The sequence below is a fragment of the Bradyrhizobium sp. AZCC 2176 genome (assembly GCF_036924645.1).
Classification (GTDB): domain Bacteria; phylum Pseudomonadota; class Alphaproteobacteria; order Rhizobiales; family Xanthobacteraceae; genus Bradyrhizobium.
The window spans coordinates 197,874-213,191 of sequence record NZ_JAZHRX010000001.1 but is presented as its reverse complement, the minus strand read 5'-3'; the positions used below and the strand labels follow the sequence as shown (position 1 = coordinate 213,191).

Annotated in this window: 12 protein-coding genes; 2 read left to right on the top strand and 10 right to left on the bottom strand. The window is 63.8% G+C overall.

Going from position 1 to position 15,318, the window contains the following annotated elements:
- The first annotated feature begins 41 nt into the window (after positions 1-41).
- Both V1288_RS00920 and cnbZ read left to right on the top strand, forming a co-directional pair.
- Entirely contained in the window at positions 42-3,137 is a 3,096-nt protein-coding gene (locus V1288_RS00920; protein WP_334355288.1) for a MexW/MexI family multidrug efflux RND transporter permease subunit, read from the top strand.
- A 133-nt stretch (positions 3,138-3,270) separates the two neighbouring features.
- Positions 3,271-4,014: a 2-amino-5-chloromuconate deaminase CnbZ gene (cnbZ, locus tag V1288_RS00915; RefSeq protein WP_334355287.1), complete on the top strand. Its 744-nt coding sequence runs from the start codon at positions 3,271-3,273 to the stop codon at positions 4,012-4,014.
- 104 nt (positions 4,015-4,118) lie between these two features.
- Here the strand turns inward: cnbZ and V1288_RS00910 are convergent, their stop codons facing one another.
- The 10 genes from V1288_RS00910 to V1288_RS00865 all read right to left on the bottom strand — a co-directional run bounded on the left by V1288_RS00910 (position 4,119) and on the right by V1288_RS00865 (position 15,316).
- Complete coding sequence (locus V1288_RS00910; protein WP_442893897.1) at positions 4,119-5,006, bottom strand: ABC transporter permease; 888 nt, start codon at positions 5,004-5,006, stop codon at positions 4,119-4,121.
- A 3-nt stretch (positions 5,007-5,009) separates the two neighbouring features.
- Entirely contained in the window at positions 5,010-5,951 is a 942-nt protein-coding gene (locus V1288_RS00905; protein WP_334355286.1) for an ABC transporter permease, read from the bottom strand.
- A gap of 144 nt (positions 5,952-6,095) precedes the next feature.
- A complete protein-coding gene (locus tag V1288_RS00900) occupies positions 6,096-7,607 on the bottom strand; it encodes an ABC transporter substrate-binding protein (protein WP_334355285.1) in 1,512 nt (503 codons plus the stop codon).
- Positions 7,608-7,629: 22 nt separating this feature from the next.
- The gene (locus V1288_RS00895) at positions 7,630-8,736 is read right to left on the bottom strand and encodes an ABC transporter ATP-binding protein (RefSeq protein WP_334355284.1); all 1,107 of its coding nucleotides are present in this window, start codon (positions 8,734-8,736) and stop codon (positions 7,630-7,632) included.
- Positions 8,733-9,722 (bottom strand): ABC transporter ATP-binding protein, encoded by a 990-nt coding sequence (locus V1288_RS00890; RefSeq protein ID WP_334355283.1) that lies wholly within the window; start codon positions 9,720-9,722, stop codon positions 8,733-8,735. The genes V1288_RS00895 and V1288_RS00890 overlap by 4 nt, the downstream gene beginning before the upstream one ends.
- The gene (locus tag V1288_RS00885; protein ID WP_334355282.1) at positions 9,719-10,429 is read right to left on the bottom strand and encodes a DUF1028 domain-containing protein; all 711 of its coding nucleotides are present in this window, start codon (positions 10,427-10,429) and stop codon (positions 9,719-9,721) included. Before V1288_RS00885 ends, V1288_RS00890 begins: the two co-directional genes overlap by 4 nt.
- Positions 10,430-10,445: 16 nt before the next feature.
- On the bottom strand, positions 10,446-12,251 hold the full coding sequence (locus tag V1288_RS00880; protein ID WP_334355281.1) for a gamma-glutamyltransferase family protein: 1,806 nt from the start codon (positions 12,249-12,251) through the stop codon (positions 10,446-10,448).
- Positions 12,252-12,354: 103 nt separating this feature from the next.
- Positions 12,355-13,353, bottom strand: a complete 999-nt coding sequence (locus V1288_RS00875) for an ABC transporter ATP-binding protein (protein WP_334355280.1) — start codon at positions 13,351-13,353, stop codon at positions 12,355-12,357.
- Complete coding sequence (locus V1288_RS00870; protein WP_334355279.1) at positions 13,350-14,348, bottom strand: ABC transporter ATP-binding protein; 999 nt, start codon at positions 14,346-14,348, stop codon at positions 13,350-13,352. The genes V1288_RS00875 and V1288_RS00870 overlap by 4 nt, the downstream gene beginning before the upstream one ends.
- On the bottom strand, positions 14,345-15,316 hold the full coding sequence (locus V1288_RS00865) for an ABC transporter permease (protein ID WP_334355278.1): 972 nt from the start codon (positions 15,314-15,316) through the stop codon (positions 14,345-14,347). The genes V1288_RS00870 and V1288_RS00865 overlap by 4 nt, the downstream gene beginning before the upstream one ends.
- Positions 15,317-15,318 lie beyond the last annotated feature (2 nt).

Below are 15,318 nucleotides of genomic sequence, written 5' to 3'. Positions count from 1 at the left end.
CCGCGCCCGAAAAATGCTGAACTCAGCGGGATAATTTTGCGATGGCCTTAACCGATATTTTCATCAAGCGTCCGGTCCTCTCGGTCGTCGTCAGCCTGCTGATCCTCCTGATCGGTCTCAGGGCCGCCAGCGTATTGCCGATCCGGCAATATCCGAAGCTGTCGAACACGCTGGTCAACATCACCACCTCTTATCCGGGCGCGTCGGCCAACCTCATTCAGGGCTTCATCACCACGCCGATCGAGCAGGCGGTCGCCTCCGCCGAGGGCGTCGACTACATCACCTCGTCGTCCGTGCAGGGTACCAGCACGATCCAGGTCTACATCAAGCTGAATTTCGATCCGAATCAGGCGCTGACCGAAGTTCTCGCCAAGGTGAACTCGGTCAAATACCTGATCCCGAAGGAATCGAACGACCCGGTCATAACCAAGACGACCGGCCAAACCACGGCCGTGATGTATCTGGGCTTCTCCAGCGAAGAACTCTCGGGGTCGGCGATTTCAGACTATCTGACACGCGTGGTGCAGCCGGTGCTGTCGACGGTCGATGGTGTGGCGTCGGCCGACATTCTCGGCGGCCAGACTTTTGCGATGCGGCTGTGGCTCGATCCGATACGAATGGCGGGCCGCGGCGTGTCGCCGAGCGATGTTTCCGCGGCGATCGCCGCCAACAACTTCCAGGCAGCGGCCGGTCAGTCCAAGGGCTATTTTATCGTCTCGAACGTCCAGACCAATACCGACCTTCGGAACCTCGATCAGTTCAAGAAGATGATCGTCAAATCCAAGGACGGCGGCTTCGTGCGGGTCGAGGATATCGCGACCGTCGAACTTGCTGCCCAAAGCACCGACGCGAGCGTCGCGTTCAGCGGCGAGCGCGCGATCTTCATCGGCGTGCAGGCGACCCCGCAAGGCAATCCGCTGACGCTGGTCAAGGGCGTGCGCGCGCTGTTTCCGGAGCTGGAACGCAACCTGCCGCCATCGATGAAGATGAAGGTGGCCTACGATTCCACCAAGTTCATTCAGTCATCGATCGACGAGGTGAAGAACACGCTGATCGAGGCCGTGCTGATCGTCGTGGTCGTGATCTTCCTGTTCCTGGCCTCGTTCCGCTCGGTCATCATTCCCGTGGTTACGATTCCACTGTCGCTGATCGGCGTTTGCAGCCTGATGCTGGCGATGGGCTTTAGCTTCAACCTGCTGACGCTGCTGGCGATGGTGCTCGCGATCGGGCTCGTGGTCGACGACGCCATCGTGGTGGTCGAGAACATCCACCGTCATCTGGAGGAGGGAAAAACCCCGGTGCAAGCGTCACTGCAGGGCGCGCGCGAAATCGTCGGCCCCGTGATCTCGATGACGATCACGCTGGCGGCGGTGTATGCGCCGATCGGCTTCCTCGGTGGCCTGACCGGTTCGCTGTTCCGCGAATTCGCCTTCACGCTCGCGGGTTCCGTGATCGTTTCCGGCGTGATCGCGCTGACGCTGTCGCCGATGATGTGCTCGGTCCTCCTGAAGAGCGCGGACGAGGGGCGATTCTCCAGGCTGGTCAACCGGGTGTTCGGCGCGATGACGCGCTGGTACGGACGTCAGCTCGACCGCTCGCTCGACTACCGTCCGATCACCGGGCTGTTCGCGCTGACGATCCTCGGTCTGGTCGGCTTCCTCTATATGAACACTTCCAAGGAACTCGCGCCCGAAGAGGACCAGGGCATCGTGTTCTCGGTGACCAAGGCGCCGAAATACGCCAACATCGACTATGTCGACTTCTACGGCGACAAGCTCGACAAGGCATTTGCCAAATTTCCGGAAACCGACCTGCGCTTCGTCCTGAACGGCATCACCGGCCCGCAGGGCGGCATTGCCGGCATGCTGCTCAAGCCGTGGGATGAGCGCGAGCGTTCCTCGATCAAACTGAAGCCGCTGGTGCAGGCGGAGATCAGCAAGATCGAAGGCGTCCAGGCGTTCGCGTTCAACCTGCCGCCGCTCCCGGGCGGACCCGGCGGGCTGCCGATACAGATGGTGATCAATTCCACCGCCGGCTTCCGGGCCGTTTATGACGAGATGGCGAAGCTGAAAGACGCCGCGCGCAAGAGCGGGCTGTTCATCGTGTCCGACAGCGATCTCGAGTTCAACCAGCCGGTGGTGCGCGTCTCCATCGACCGTTCCAAGGCGAGTGATCTCGGCATCAACATGTCGCAGGTCGGCGCCACCTTGCAGACGCTGCTGGGCGGCAATTACGTCAATCGCTTCAATCTCGAGGGACGTTCGTATCAGGTCATCCCGCAGGTGTCGCGGGACAAGCGGCTGTCGCCGGAATCGCTCGGCGGCTACTACGTCCCGACCAATACCGGGCAGCTGGTGCCGCTTTCGACCATCGTGTCGATCGAGACCGCTACCGATCCGAATTCGCTGACGCATTATAATCAGCTCAACTCCGCGACCTTCCAGGCGGTGCCGATGCCGGGTGTAACTGTTGGGCAGGCGGTGGAGTTCCTGGAGGGTGAAGCGAAAAAGTTGCCCGCCGGTTTCGGCCACGACTATCTGGCCGATTCCCGCCAATATGTGCAGGAAGGCAACCAACTCGCGATCACCTTCGGCTTCGCGCTGATCATCATCTTCCTGGTGCTGGCGGCGCAGTTCGAAAGCTTGCGGGATCCGCTGGTGATCATGATCAGCGTTCCCATGGCGATCGTCGGTGCGTTGATCCCGCTGTTCTTCGGCGTGGCCACCATCAACATCTATACCCAGGTCGGGTTGCTGACGCTGGTCGGCCTTATCACCAAGCACGGCATTCTGATGGTCGAGTTTGCCAACGAATTGCAGCTCAACGAAGGTCTCGACAAGCGTTCGGCGATCGAAATGGCGGCCCGCATCCGGCTGCGTCCGATCCTGATGACGACGGCGGCGATGGTCACCGGCCTGATCCCGCTGCTGACAGCAACGGGCGCGGGCGCGGCGAGCCGCTTCTCGATCGGTCTCGTGGTGGTCGCGGGCATGTCGATCGGCACGCTGTTCACGCTGTTTGTGCTGCCGGCGGTCTATGTCTGGCTGGCCACCGACCATCAGGCCAAAGCCGGTTCGCAGCGGACCAAGGAGATCGCCGATTTCGATCTCGGAGGGAAGGCGCTCAGGCCGACTTGAGTCTTTCCAGAGGTAGAAGTTACGGGCGACGGCAGCGGACACCGCTGCCGTCGCTTTTGTGTGCCCGGGGATCACGCAGCTGGGCGACGCCGGCGGCGCTCCATGCTAGGAAAGAAAAAAACAGGGAGCCAACATGACGAGCGACTTTGCCGCTGGCAACTACCGCTTCATTCCGGCCGTGTTTCAGTATTCCGGCGGGGTGGCCGCCGATCCCGGATACGAGATCGAGCGGGTGCGGTTCGACAAATGGGTGCCGCTGGCCGAGGGATTCGCGCAAATCGCAAACTACATTCAGGCGGCGGGAAGGCCGCTCACATCGTTCTGCGCCTGCGAGCTGCGCTCGCCGGCCGCCTTCACTGACAAGGGATTTCGCAACTTCAACCTGCACTACGTCAAGACGCTGGCGGAGTGGGGTATCTATGACGGCAAGACCAATCCGGTCGCGCGCAGCAATGTCTGTCCGGAGATCGACCCGCCGGCCGAGCCTTCGTTCCATGCGTTTTCGTTCACGCGGCCGAGCCAGGGCACGGCGCCGAGTTTCATCATCGCTGGCAGCGGTGAATCGCAGGAAGGCAACGCGAGCTATGCGGAGCGGACGGTGCGCTATCGCGACACGAGTCCGGAGGGCATTGCGGAGAAAGTCCGTTATGTCGCGAGCGTGATGGAGCGGCGCATGGGCGAGTTTGGCTTTGGCTGGAAGGATGCGACCGATGTGCAGACCTACACCATCCACGATTTTCACCACGTCTTTGCCGATGCGCTGATTCGCCGTGGCGCCGCGCATTCGGGCCTGACCTGGCATTTCGCGCGGCCGCCGGTGATCGATCTCGAATACGAGATGGATTGCCGGAGAGTGCTGCGGGAAGTGGTGATTTAGCGGCTGCGAATTGCCCATCATTGCGAGGAGCGAAGCGACGAAGCAGTCCACCTTTCCTGCGGCGCGATGGATTGCTTCGCTGCTCGCAATGACGGCTCCGGCGGCTACCGCTCCCTCGGGTCCAGCGCGTCGCGCAGGCCGTCGCCGACCAGATTGAACGACAGCACCACGAGGAAGATCGCGAGGCCCGGCCAGACCGCCATCCAGGGCGCGTTGGTGAGAAAGCGTTGCGCGGCATTGAGCATGCTGCCCCAGGATGGCGCCGGCGGCTGCTGGCCAAGGCCGAGAAAGGACAGCGCGGCCTCTGCAATGATCGCAGCCGCAATCGACAGCGTCGCCTGCACCAATAGCGCCGGCATGATGTTGGGCAGGATGTGAAACAGCGCGATGCGCCAGCGCGGATTACCCATCGCGCGCGCGGCCTCGACATAGTCCTCGACCTTGACGCTCATCACCTGGCCGCGGGTCAGCCGCACGAAGATCGGCGTCGCCGATATGCCGATTGCGATCATGGCATTGCCGAGGCTGGGGCCTAGGAATGCGGCCAGCGCAATCGCGAGGATCAGAAACGGGCAGGCCAGCATCGCATCGGTGATGCGGCTGATCAGCGCGTCGATGAAGCCGCCGCGGTAGCCCGACAACAGGCCGAGCGGCACGCCGATCGAAAGCGCGATCCCGACCGAGATTGCGCCGGCCAAGAGCGAAGCCCGCGCGCCGTAGATCACACGCGCAAGAATGTCGCGGCCCAGCTCGTCGGTTCCGAACCAATGCAGGGCGGAAGGCGGCTTGCGTACCAGCGACCAACTCGTCGCGATCGGCTCGTAAGGCGAGATCAGAGGTGCAAACAGCGCGAGCAGGATGAAGGCTGCGATCACGACAAGGCCCGCCACCGCGCCCTTGCGCTTGAACAGACGCCGCAGCGCGCGCCGCGCCGGGCTCTCCAGTTCGTCGGAAGCGGTCATCCTGATCGTGCCGAGGGCCGTGTCGGTCATGGCTCAAGCCCTCAGCCGCGGATTGACGAGGACATAGGCGATATCGGCTATGAGATTGAGTGTGATGTAGATCGTCGCCGTCGTCAGTACGACGCCTTGAACGACCGCATAATCGCGGTTGAAGACCGCGTCGACGATCAGCTTGCCAAAGCCCGGAATTGAAAAGATCTGCTCGGTCAGAACCGCGCCGGACAGCAGCGTGCCGAGTTCGAGCGCGCCAAGAGTAATGACCGGCGTCAGCGCGTTGCGCATGGCGTGCTTGAGGATGACTGAGCGCTCAAGGAGACCCTTGGCGCGGGCGGTGCGGACGTAATCGCTTTCCAAGACCTGCAGCATGGCGCTGCGGGTATGGCGCATCAGGATCGCGGCAATCGCATTGCCGAGCACGAAAGCCGGCATGATGGTGGAGGCGATGCTGGCGCGCCAGTTCTCGGTCAGCGGCACATAGCCCGACGCCGGCAGCCAGCCGAGCTTGATCGAGAACAGGAAGATCAGCATGATGCCAAGCCAGAAGTTGGGCGTCGAGATTCCCCACAGCGCGAAGAAATTGGCGCCATAGTCCCAGGCCGTGCCTTTCTTTACCGCCGAGATGATTCCCGCGGGGATGCCGATCAGGAAGGCGATGACGATCGCCATCGACGCCAGTTGCATTGTCACCGGCAGTTTCTGCGCGATCAGCTCGCGCACCGGCACCTTGTTGCGCAGCGACTCGCCAAAATCGCCCGACAGCACGCCCTTGACCCAATAGACATACTGCACCGGCACCGGCTGATCGAGCCGGTACTGCTGGCGGATCTGCGCGATGACATCAGGGTCGCGTTCCTCGCCCGCCATGACAAGCGCCGGATCACCTGGCAGCAATTGCTGCAGCGAGAAGATCAGTACCGACACGAAGAACAGCGTCGGGATGAGCTGGATCACGCGCCGCGCGAGGAAATTCAGCATGGTGTCATCCGTGTCCCGGTCGCAGCGCAGCGTGCAACGGTGCGCCGCAGAACCGGGACCCACGCGAGAGAAGTTGGTCCCGGCGCAGCGTTGCACCGCTTCGCGCTGCAGCGCGTCCGGGACGCGAGGATCTGTTTGCAGCGCTCACTTCAGCTTCAGCCCGACCACGCGCACCAGGCCGTCCGGCATCTGCTTGTAGCCCTCGAGTTTGGTGGTATGCGCGATCAGGATGCGCCGGTGGTAGATGTAGAGGAGCGGTTTCTCTTCGAGCACGATCTTGGCCAGCTTCTCATAGATCGCCTTGCGCTGCGCCTGATCCGTCACAAGGCGGCCGTCATCGAGCGCCTTGTCGGCCTCCTTGTTGGACCAGTCACTGTAGTTCTGCGGCGCGTCGGTCTTCTGGAAGATGTAGGAATTGCCGTCCGGATCGATCCGGCCGCTCCAGGCCAAAAGATAGGCCTGGTATTCTCCGGCTTCGGCCTGCTTCAGCGACGTCGCGAACTCGGTGACCCTGAGCTTCATGTCGAAGCCGGCTTCCGCTGCCATCGACTGGATCACCTGTGCTGCCGCTTCGGTTTCCGCGCCTTTCGAAACCATGAAGTCGACGCTGACCGGCGGGGTGACGCCGGCTTCCTTCAACAGCGCCTTGGCCTTGGCGACGTCGCGCTTCGGTATCGGAAAGGCCTTCTGATAATAGGGATGATCGGGGTTGACCCACTGGTTGCCGGGCTTGAACTCGCCGTTGGATACCACCTGGCTGATCGCGTCGCGGTCGAGCGAGAGGTCGAGCGCCTGCCGCACCTTGGCGGACTGGCTGAGCGGTCCCTTGGCCTTGTCCTTGCCGACGTTCAACGTCACGCCCTGATAGCCCAGCTCGATCGCGCTGGACAATTTCAGCTTCGAGTCCGACTGCACTTCCTTGAGGTCGGTCGCGAGCAGGCGTTCGATCAGATCAAGGCCGCCGGACTTCAGATTGGCCAGGCGAACCGTCGCATCCACCAGCGGCAGATAGACGATGCGGTCGATATGGATATTGTCCTTGTTCCAGTAATCGGCGAATTTCTCGAACACCATGCGGTCCTGCTGCACGCGTTCGACGAATTTGTAGGGGCCGGCGCAGACCGGGCGCAGTCCAAACTTGTCGCCGGCCTCCTTTGCTGCCTTGGGCGACACCATCATCCCGGCGCGATCGGTGAGCTGTGCGACCAGGGGCGAATAGGGCGCCTTCAATGTCAGCTTGATGGTGAGGGGATCGACGACATCGATATGGTCGACGGCTGCCAGTTCCGGTTTCCGGAATGAGCCCGGAAATGTCAGGTGCCGCTCCAGCGAAAACTTTGCAGCCTCGGCGTTGAAGGCCTCGCCGTCGTGAAACTTGACGCCGGGCCGGAGCTTGATGGTGACTTCCTTGCCGTCGGCCGACGTCTCGTGGCTCAGCGCGAGCTGCGGCACGATGTTGAGCTTTTCGTCGATGTCGAACAGCTTGTCGCAGAACGAGGCGAACACGATGCGGCCGACATAGGTGCGCGCCATGGTCGGGTCGAGGATGTCAGGATCCTCGGCGAGCCCGATCCGCAGCGTGGTCTGGGCCTGAACGGTTGCCGGAAGCGACAGCAGCAGCGCCGCCGCCGTGACTGCCAAACGAAAGATTTTCATGCTGCCATCCCCTTATTCACGATTACGCTGTTGGCCGTGTCCCTGATATATCAACCCCGGCGCGGTCTGCACCTTCCGTGCCGCCGCTGAAGGCGGCGACCAATTTTTCCAGCACCGGCGAAAAGCCGCCATCGGCGGGAACGATGCTTTCGGGCGCCGGCAATTCCGCCGTGCGGTGACAGGCGGTGGCGTGTCCCGTGCCGTCGGCAAGTAGCAGCGGGATTTCGGTGCGGCAGCGCTCGATGACGTAGGGGCAGCGGGTATGGAAGCGGCAGCCGGAGGGCGGATTGAGCGCGCTCGGCATCTCGCCCTCCAGCACGATGCGGCTGCGCTTCGCCTGCGGTTTGGGCACCGGAATAGCCGACAACAGCGCGCGGCTGTAGGGGTGCCGGGGCGCGGCGAACAAGCTTTCGGCGTCCGCGGTCTCGACAATGCCGCCGAGATTCATCACAGCGACGCGGTCGGCGATGTGTTTTACGACCGCGAGATCGTGGCTGACGAAGATATAGGCGAGACCAAGCCGGTCCTGCAGATCGCGCAACAAATTGAGGATCTGCGAACGGATCGAGACGTCGAGCGCGGACACCGGCTCGTCGCAGATAATGAGTTTCGGCTCGACCGCCAGCGCTCGCGCAATTGCAATGCGCTGGCGCTGGCCGCCGGAAAATTCATGCGGATAGCGGCGGGCAAAGCGCGGCTCGAGCCCGACCAGTCGCAGCAGCTCTGCAACCCGCTCGGGGCGGCGCGCAGCCGACACCAGATCGTGCAGCGCCAGCGGCTCGGTCAGAATCTGGCTGACGGTCATGCGCGGGTTGAGCGACGCATAGGGATCCTGAAAAATGATCTGCGCGTCGCGGCGGAAGGCGCGCAACTCGTTGGCGCCGAGCGCGCCGAGGTCGCGACCTTCGAAGCGAACAGTACCCGCATCCGGCTCGATCAACCGCAGCACCAGCCGGCTCACGGTGGATTTGCCGCAACCGGATTCGCCGACCAGCGCCAGCGTCTTGCCGGCCTCGACGGTGAAGCTGACGCCGTCGACCGCCTTGACGTAGGCGGTGGGCGTTCCGAACACCGAACGCGCGGCGACGAAATGCTTCACCAGGCCTTCGACCTCGAGAAGGGCGGTCATGACACCAGCCGCTCCAGCGGTGCACGGATGCAGCGCGAGGCGTGGCCGGGAAGGACCATTGCGAGCGGCGGTGGTGCGGCGACGCAGTTTTCAATGACAAAGGGGCAGCGCGCGGCGAAGCGGCAGCCGGCCGGCGGGTTTGCCATGTTCGGCACCATGCCCTCGATCGTCGCCAGATGCGCGGTGCGGCGGCCGAGCCGAGGGATCGAGCCGAGCAGACCGACGGTGTAGGGATGCTGCGGATTGGCAAACAGTTCGTCGACCGGCGCGCGCTCGACGATTTCACCGGCATACATCACCGCGACCTCGTCGCAGACCTCGGCGACGACGCCGAGATCATGGGTGATCAGGATGATCGCGGCGCCGCTGGCGGCCTTGAGCTCGCGCATCAGGTCGAGAATCTGCGCCTGCAAGGTAACGTCGAGCGCGGTGGTCGGCTCGTCCGCGATCAGGAGGCGCGGGTCGCAGGCCAGCGCCATCGCGATCATCACCCGCTGGCGCATGCCGCCGGAAAGCTTGTGCGGATATTCGTCGATCCGCTTGTCGGGTGAGGCGAGGTGGACGCGGCGCAGCAGTTCGATGGCGCGCTCGCGCGCCTGCCGCCGCGACCCGCCGCGATGGCGCAAAATTGTCTCGATGATCTGGTCGCCGATGGTAAAGCTCGGATTGAGCGAGGTCATCGGTTCCTGGAAGATCATCGCAAGGCGATTACCGCGGAGATCGCGCAGCGTTTGGTCAGGGACATCGAGCAGATCAAAACCGTCGAAGCGGATCGAACCGGAGACTTCGGCCGAGTTTTTTGACAACAGCCCCATGATGGCGAGTGACGTCACGCTCTTGCCGCAGCCGGATTCGCCGACCAGGCCGAGCGTCGCGCCATTGGCCACGCTGAGATCGACGCTGTCCACTGCGTGCGTGGTGCGGCCATCATCGCCGTGGAAGACGACGCGCAGGCCCTCGATTTCGATCAGCGGGCTCGCGGTCATGCCTTGCCCGCCGTCGCCGCTTGAACGCTAGCGTCGATGACCGCGCGGTCGGTTACTCCGGCCGGGTTCTTCCGCGTCGGCAGGAACGGGCGGAAATGCACCCAGCGCTCGCGGCTGACCTGTTCCAGCCGTTCAAGCTCGGCGAGTGGATCGGTGTGGTCGTCGACGCGCAGGTCGAGATCGGACCATTCCTCCTCGCCCTGGATCACCAGCGCGGCCGATTGCTTGCCGCGCTTGTCGCCGCCGGCGGCTTCGCCGGCCTTCATGGCGGTGATCAGCCGCTGCGCAAAGGGCAGGCTGGCATTGGCGACAAAGGCTTGCGCGGTATCGTCCAGCACGGCGGCGCCCGCCAGCATGTTGCCGGCGAGCGAGAATCCGTCGCCCTGAATATGTCCGCACCAGTCGACGCATTCGCTGCCGGTATGCGCGGCGATCCGGCCCTTGATATCCATGACATGAAGCTGCCGGGCCTCGCGGCCGTCGTCGGTGGCAATCAACGCCTCCACCACTTCGCGGGGGCTGCGCCCTTCGCGCAACAGCTTCACGCCGTCGATGCCGTAATATGGATTGACCAGCGCCTGCGTCGCGACGCCGCCGATACCGGGGGCGATATGCGGCACGCGCGCGCCGACCGCGAAAAACCGGGTCGCAACCGCAATGCCGATTTGGCCGGTTGAAGGATCGCGGGCGATGATCGACCAGGTCATCTTGTGTCTTCTCTAACTAGCGTCCGGCCGCGTAGCCCTGCATGCCCCTTGGGTTGGCAGCGGCGCGGCGGCGACGGCCGACCCTGGAGGCCGCGGTGAGGCGGCCTTCCGACCAGTCGGGGCCGATCTCGACGACATGGCCGCGGCTCTTCAGGGTGTCAACGGTTGCCTTCGGCACGCGGTTCTCGACCACCAGCACGCCGGGGCGCGCGGTGCGCGGCCAGAACGAGATCGGGAAATGTTCGGAGTGCCAAGCGGGCGCGTCGATCGCTTCCTGCAGGTTCAGCTTGGCGTGCACATGGCGCAGGAAGAATTGCGTGGTCCATTGATCCTGCTGGTCACCACCGGGCGAGCCCCACGCCATGTACGGCTCGCCGTCGCGATAGCACATGGTCGGCGAGAGCGTGGTGCGCGGGCGCTTGCCCGGCGCGAGCGCCGCCGGGTGATCTTCTTCCAGCCAGAACATCTGCGCGCGGCTGCCGAGGCAGAAGCCGAGTTCCGGAATGACCGGCGAGGATTGCAGCCAGCCGCCGGACGGCGTCGCCGAGACCATGTTGCCGGCCTGGTCGATGATATCGAAATGCACGGTATCGCCGCGCACCTCGCCGAACCGGCCGACGGTTGGCTCGCCTGCGCCCATGGCACCGACCGCCTCGCGATGCCCTTCGGCGCGGCGCAGTTTTACGATCGAGCCAAAACCTTCCACCGAGCCCGGGATGAAATCGAGCGAGGCCTTGTCGCTGGAGATCAGCTTGCGGCGTTCGTCATTGTAGGCGTCCGACAGCAAGGTCGCGATCGGGATGTCGGTGAACTTTGGGTCGCCATAAAACTTCTCACGATCGGCGAATGCGAGTTTTGCGCACTCGATCTGCAGATGGATGAATTCGGGGCCGGCAGGATCGAGCCCGTCGAGTTCGAAGCCTTTCAGCAACGCGAGCTGCTGCAGCATGACCGGGCCCTGGCTCCAGACGCCGGGCTTGCAAACGGTGTAGCGGCCGTAGTCGTAGGTCAGCGGCGCCTCGACCGTCGGCTGCCAGCGCGCCATATCGTCGGCGCTTAGCACGCCGCGATGCGGTGAGCCTGAGACGTCCATTACTTCCTGCGTGCGGCAGAACTTGTCGATCGCTTCTGCCACAAATCCCTGCGACCAGGACTTTCGCGCACGCTCGATCTGCGCGACACGATCGCCGCCGGCGCTTTCGGCTTCCTTGAGGATGCGGGCGTAGGTTTCCGAGAGTGCTTTGTTGGTGAACAGCGTGCCGGGCCTCGGCACCTCGTTGTTCGGCAGGTAGACGGCGGCCGACGTCGTCCAGTGCTTCCGGAACAATTGCTCGACGACCTGAATGGTCGCGGACGCGCGCTCGACCAGCGGATAGCCATCGCGAGCGTAGGCAATCGCCGGCTCCAGCACATCACGCAGCCGCATCGTGCCGTAATCGCGAAGCAGCAGCATCCAGGATTCAAACGTGCCGGGCACGCAGGCGGCGAGCAATCCGGTGCCGGGCACCATTTCGAGGCCTTCGCTTTTGTAGTGCGCGATGGTGGCCTTCGCAGGTGCGGGACCCTGGCCGCAGATCACCTCGGTGCGGCCGCGCTTGGTGTCGTGGACGATGATCGGCACGTCGCCGCCGGGGCCGTTGAGATGCGGCTCCACCACCTGCAGCGTGAAGGCCGTGGCGACGCCGGCATCGAACGCGTTGCCGCCTTTTTCCAGGATGCCCATGCCGACCGCGGTCGCGATCCAGTGGGTCGAGGTGACCACGCCAAAGGTGCCTTCGATTTCCGGCCTTGTGGTGAATGGATCGGGATTGATGTTGCTCATGGGAGTCCGATGCGCTGGTGGTATTGCGAGGCGGACGCACTTGACCACAGGCGAGGCTGGATGCCAACCGCTGGGATGCCACGCATTGCACCCATCTCCGTGATCATACCAAGGCTGCGGTCTCAACCGGATGGTTGACGGCATGGCAGGCGACGCCGTCGATCAGGACAGGCGCTTCCCTGCGGCAGAGATCGAACGCCAGCGGGCAGCGCGGGTTGAAGGCGCAACCGGGCGGCGGATCGATCGGATTAGGGATTTCGCCCTTGACCGGAATCCGCTGGCGGCCGGACATCGCGAGATCCGGAACCGCGCCCAGCAGCATCCTGGTGTAAGGCATCCGCGGATTGGCGAACAGCTCGCGCCCTTCCGCAATCTCGACGATGCGGCCGAGATACATCACGCCGATCCGGGTCGCCATGTGGCGGACCACGGCGAGGTTGTGGCTGATGAACAGATAGGTCAGCCCGAACTTGTCCTGCAGGTCGCGCATCAGATTGAGGATCTGCGCCTGCACGGAAACGTCCAGCGCCGAGGTCGGCTCGTCGCAGACGATGAATTCGGCCTCCGAAGCGAGAGCGCGTGCGATCGCGATGCGCTGGCGTTGGCCGCCGGAAAATTCATGCGGATATTTGAGCCCGTCGTCGGGATGCAGGCCGACGAGGCTCAACAATTCGCCGACCCGCGAGCGGATATCGCGCTCGCCCTGGATCAGGTCGAAGGCGCGGATCGGCTCGGAGACGATGGCATCGACGCGGAAGCGGGGATTGAGGCTTGCATAGGGATCCTGAAAAATCATCTGGATACGGCGGCGCAGCCGCTGGCGCGCTTGCGCCTGACGGGCGTTGGTCATCGACACGCCGTCGATCACGACCTCGCCCGAACTCGGCGGCAGCAATCCCACCACCATCCGCGCCACGGTGGTCTTGCCCGAACCGGACTCGCCGACGAGCGCGAAGGTTTCGCCCCTCCTGATATCGAAGGTGACCCCGTCGACGGCTTTCAGGAATTCCAGATGGCCGCCTTCCAGCACACGGTTGAGCCACGGTTTTGAGACGTCGAACACGCGGCGCAGATTTCGCACATCGACAAAGGAGGCCGTCATGCCGCGGTCTCCTTTGCGGCTTCGTTGGGCGCGGTATCGAAGAGATGGCAGGCCACCGCATGCGAACCTTGCTTGAGCGGTTCCGGCCGTTCGACGCGGCAGCGGTCGAACGCGAAGGCGCAGCGCGGATTGAACGAACAGCCCGGCGGGATCGCCGACAGCCGCGGCATCGAACCCGGAATTTGCACCAGCCGCTTGCCTTCGCCGGCAAGCGTCGGGATCGCGCCCATCAGTCCTTTGGCGTAGGGATGCAGCGGATTCTGTACCACGTCCTGCACCGGGCCGATCTCGGCGATCCGCCCCGAATACATCACCGCGACCCGGTCGGAGGTCTCGGCAATCACGCCCATGTCGTGGGTCACCAGCATCACCGCGGTGCCGTGATCGCGCCCGAGGCGCTTGATCAGCGAGATGATCTGCGCCTGCACGGAGACGTCGAGCGCCGTGGTCGGCTCGTCGGCGATGATCAGTTCCGGCTCGGCGCAGATCGCAAGCGCGATCACGACGCGCTGGCGCATACCACCTGAGAATTCATGCGGGTAGGCGTCGATGCGCTTTTCCGGCGCGGGGATTCCGACCTCGGCGAGCAGGTCGATCGCGCGCTTGCGCGCCGCGGTCTCCGACAGATTCAGGTGGGTCCGGATCGTCTCCACGATCTGGTCGCCGATCCGGTAGAGCGGATTGAGGCTGGTCAGCGGATCCTGAAAAATCATGCCGATCCGCTTGCCCCTGATGCGGCGGATGTCTTCCGGCGGCAGATGGTCGATCCGCGTCCCTGACAGATAGATCTCGCCGCCGGCGATCCGGCCGGGCGGATCGATCAGCCCGATCACGGCAAGGCCCGTGACCGATTTGCCGGCGCCGGACTCGCCGACCACGCCAAGCACTTCGCCCTTGGCGATGTCGAATGACACGCCGTTGATCGCGCGCAGCGTGCTACGGCGGGTGAGGAATTCCACCTCGAGATTGCGCACGGAGAGGACGGGAACGGTCATCGGAGCTTTGGATTCAGCGCGTCGCGCAGCCAGTCGCCGAGCAGGTTGATGGAGAGGATCAGGCCCGCCAGCGCAATGCCGGGGAAGGCGACGATCCACCATTCGCCGGCGAACAGGTAGTTGTTGCCGATCCGGATCAGCGTGCCGAGCGAGGGCATGGTGTCGGGCATGCCGGCGCCGAGGAACGACAGCGTCGCCTCGGTGATGATGGCGAGCGCGAGGTTGATGGTGGCGATCACGAGGATCGGGCCCGTCGTATTCGGCAGCACGTGCCGGAAAATGATCTTGGGCGCGGGAAGGCCGATCAATTGGGCCGCCGCGACATAGTCCTTGTTCTTCTCAACCATGACCGAGCCGCGCACGGTGCGGGCATACTGCACCCAGAAACTCAGGCCGATCGCGACCACCAGCACCGCCAGCGTGCTCATAGCGTCCAATCGGTCGCCGAACACGGATTTGGCAACGCCATTGACCAATAACGCGATCAGGATCGCGGGGAAGGTGAGCTGCACGTCGGCGATGCGCATGATCAGCCCGTCGACCGCGCCGCCGACATAGCCCGCGATCAGGCCAAGCGTGATGCCGAGCGCGCCGGCAAAGATGACGCCGAGCACGCCGACCACGAGCGAAATCCGCAAACCGTACAGAATGGCCGAAAACACGTCGCGCCCCTGTTCGTCGGTGCCGAGCAGGAACGGGCTCTGGCCGTCGGCCGTCCACAGCGGCGAGATCCGCGAATTCATCAACTGCAGTTGCGCCGGATCGAACGGATTCTGCACCGCCAGCTGCGATGCAAAGAGTGCCAGCAGAAAGAACAGCACGGTGACGGCCGCCGCAACCATGGTCATCCGGGAACGGCGGAACGAATAGAAGATGTCGCTGTCGAGCGCGCGCTTCGGCCAGCTCGCGCCGGAACGCGCCACTGGCGCGCTGGGCTCTACTCGATGTGGGACCACGGCATCGGACATCT

Coding starts and splice junctions, on each gene's coding strand:
- V1288_RS00875 (WP_334355280.1), bottom strand. CDS start 13,353: ATGACGGCCTCCTTTGTCGATGTGCGAAATCTGCGCCGCGTGTTCGAC.
- V1288_RS00885 (WP_334355282.1), bottom strand. CDS start 10,429: ATGACCTGGTCGATCATCGCCCGCGATCCTTCAACCGGCCAAATCGGC.
- V1288_RS00880 (WP_334355281.1), bottom strand. CDS start 12,251: ATGAGCAACATCAATCCCGATCCATTCACCACAAGGCCGGAAATCGAA.
- V1288_RS00865 (WP_334355278.1), bottom strand. CDS start 15,316: ATGTCCGATGCCGTGGTCCCACATCGAGTAGAGCCCAGCGCGCCAGTG.
- V1288_RS00890 (WP_334355283.1), bottom strand. CDS start 9,722: ATGACCGCGAGCCCGCTGATCGAAATCGAGGGCCTGCGCGTCGTCTTC.
- V1288_RS00905 (WP_334355286.1), bottom strand. CDS start 5,951: ATGCTGAATTTCCTCGCGCGGCGCGTGATCCAGCTCATCCCGACGCTG.
- V1288_RS00900 (WP_334355285.1), bottom strand. CDS start 7,607: ATGAAAATCTTTCGTTTGGCAGTCACGGCGGCGGCGCTGCTGCTGTCG.
- V1288_RS00870 (WP_334355279.1), bottom strand. CDS start 14,348: ATGACCGTTCCCGTCCTCTCCGTGCGCAATCTCGAGGTGGAATTCCTC.
- cnbZ (WP_334355287.1), top strand. CDS start 3,271: ATGACGAGCGACTTTGCCGCTGGCAACTACCGCTTCATTCCGGCCGTG.
- V1288_RS00920 (WP_334355288.1), top strand. CDS start 42: ATGGCCTTAACCGATATTTTCATCAAGCGTCCGGTCCTCTCGGTCGTC.
- V1288_RS00895 (WP_334355284.1), bottom strand. CDS start 8,736: ATGACCGCCCTTCTCGAGGTCGAAGGCCTGGTGAAGCATTTCGTCGCC.
- V1288_RS00910 (WP_442893897.1), bottom strand. CDS start 5,006: ATGACCGACACGGCCCTCGGCACGATCAGGATGACCGCTTCCGACGAA.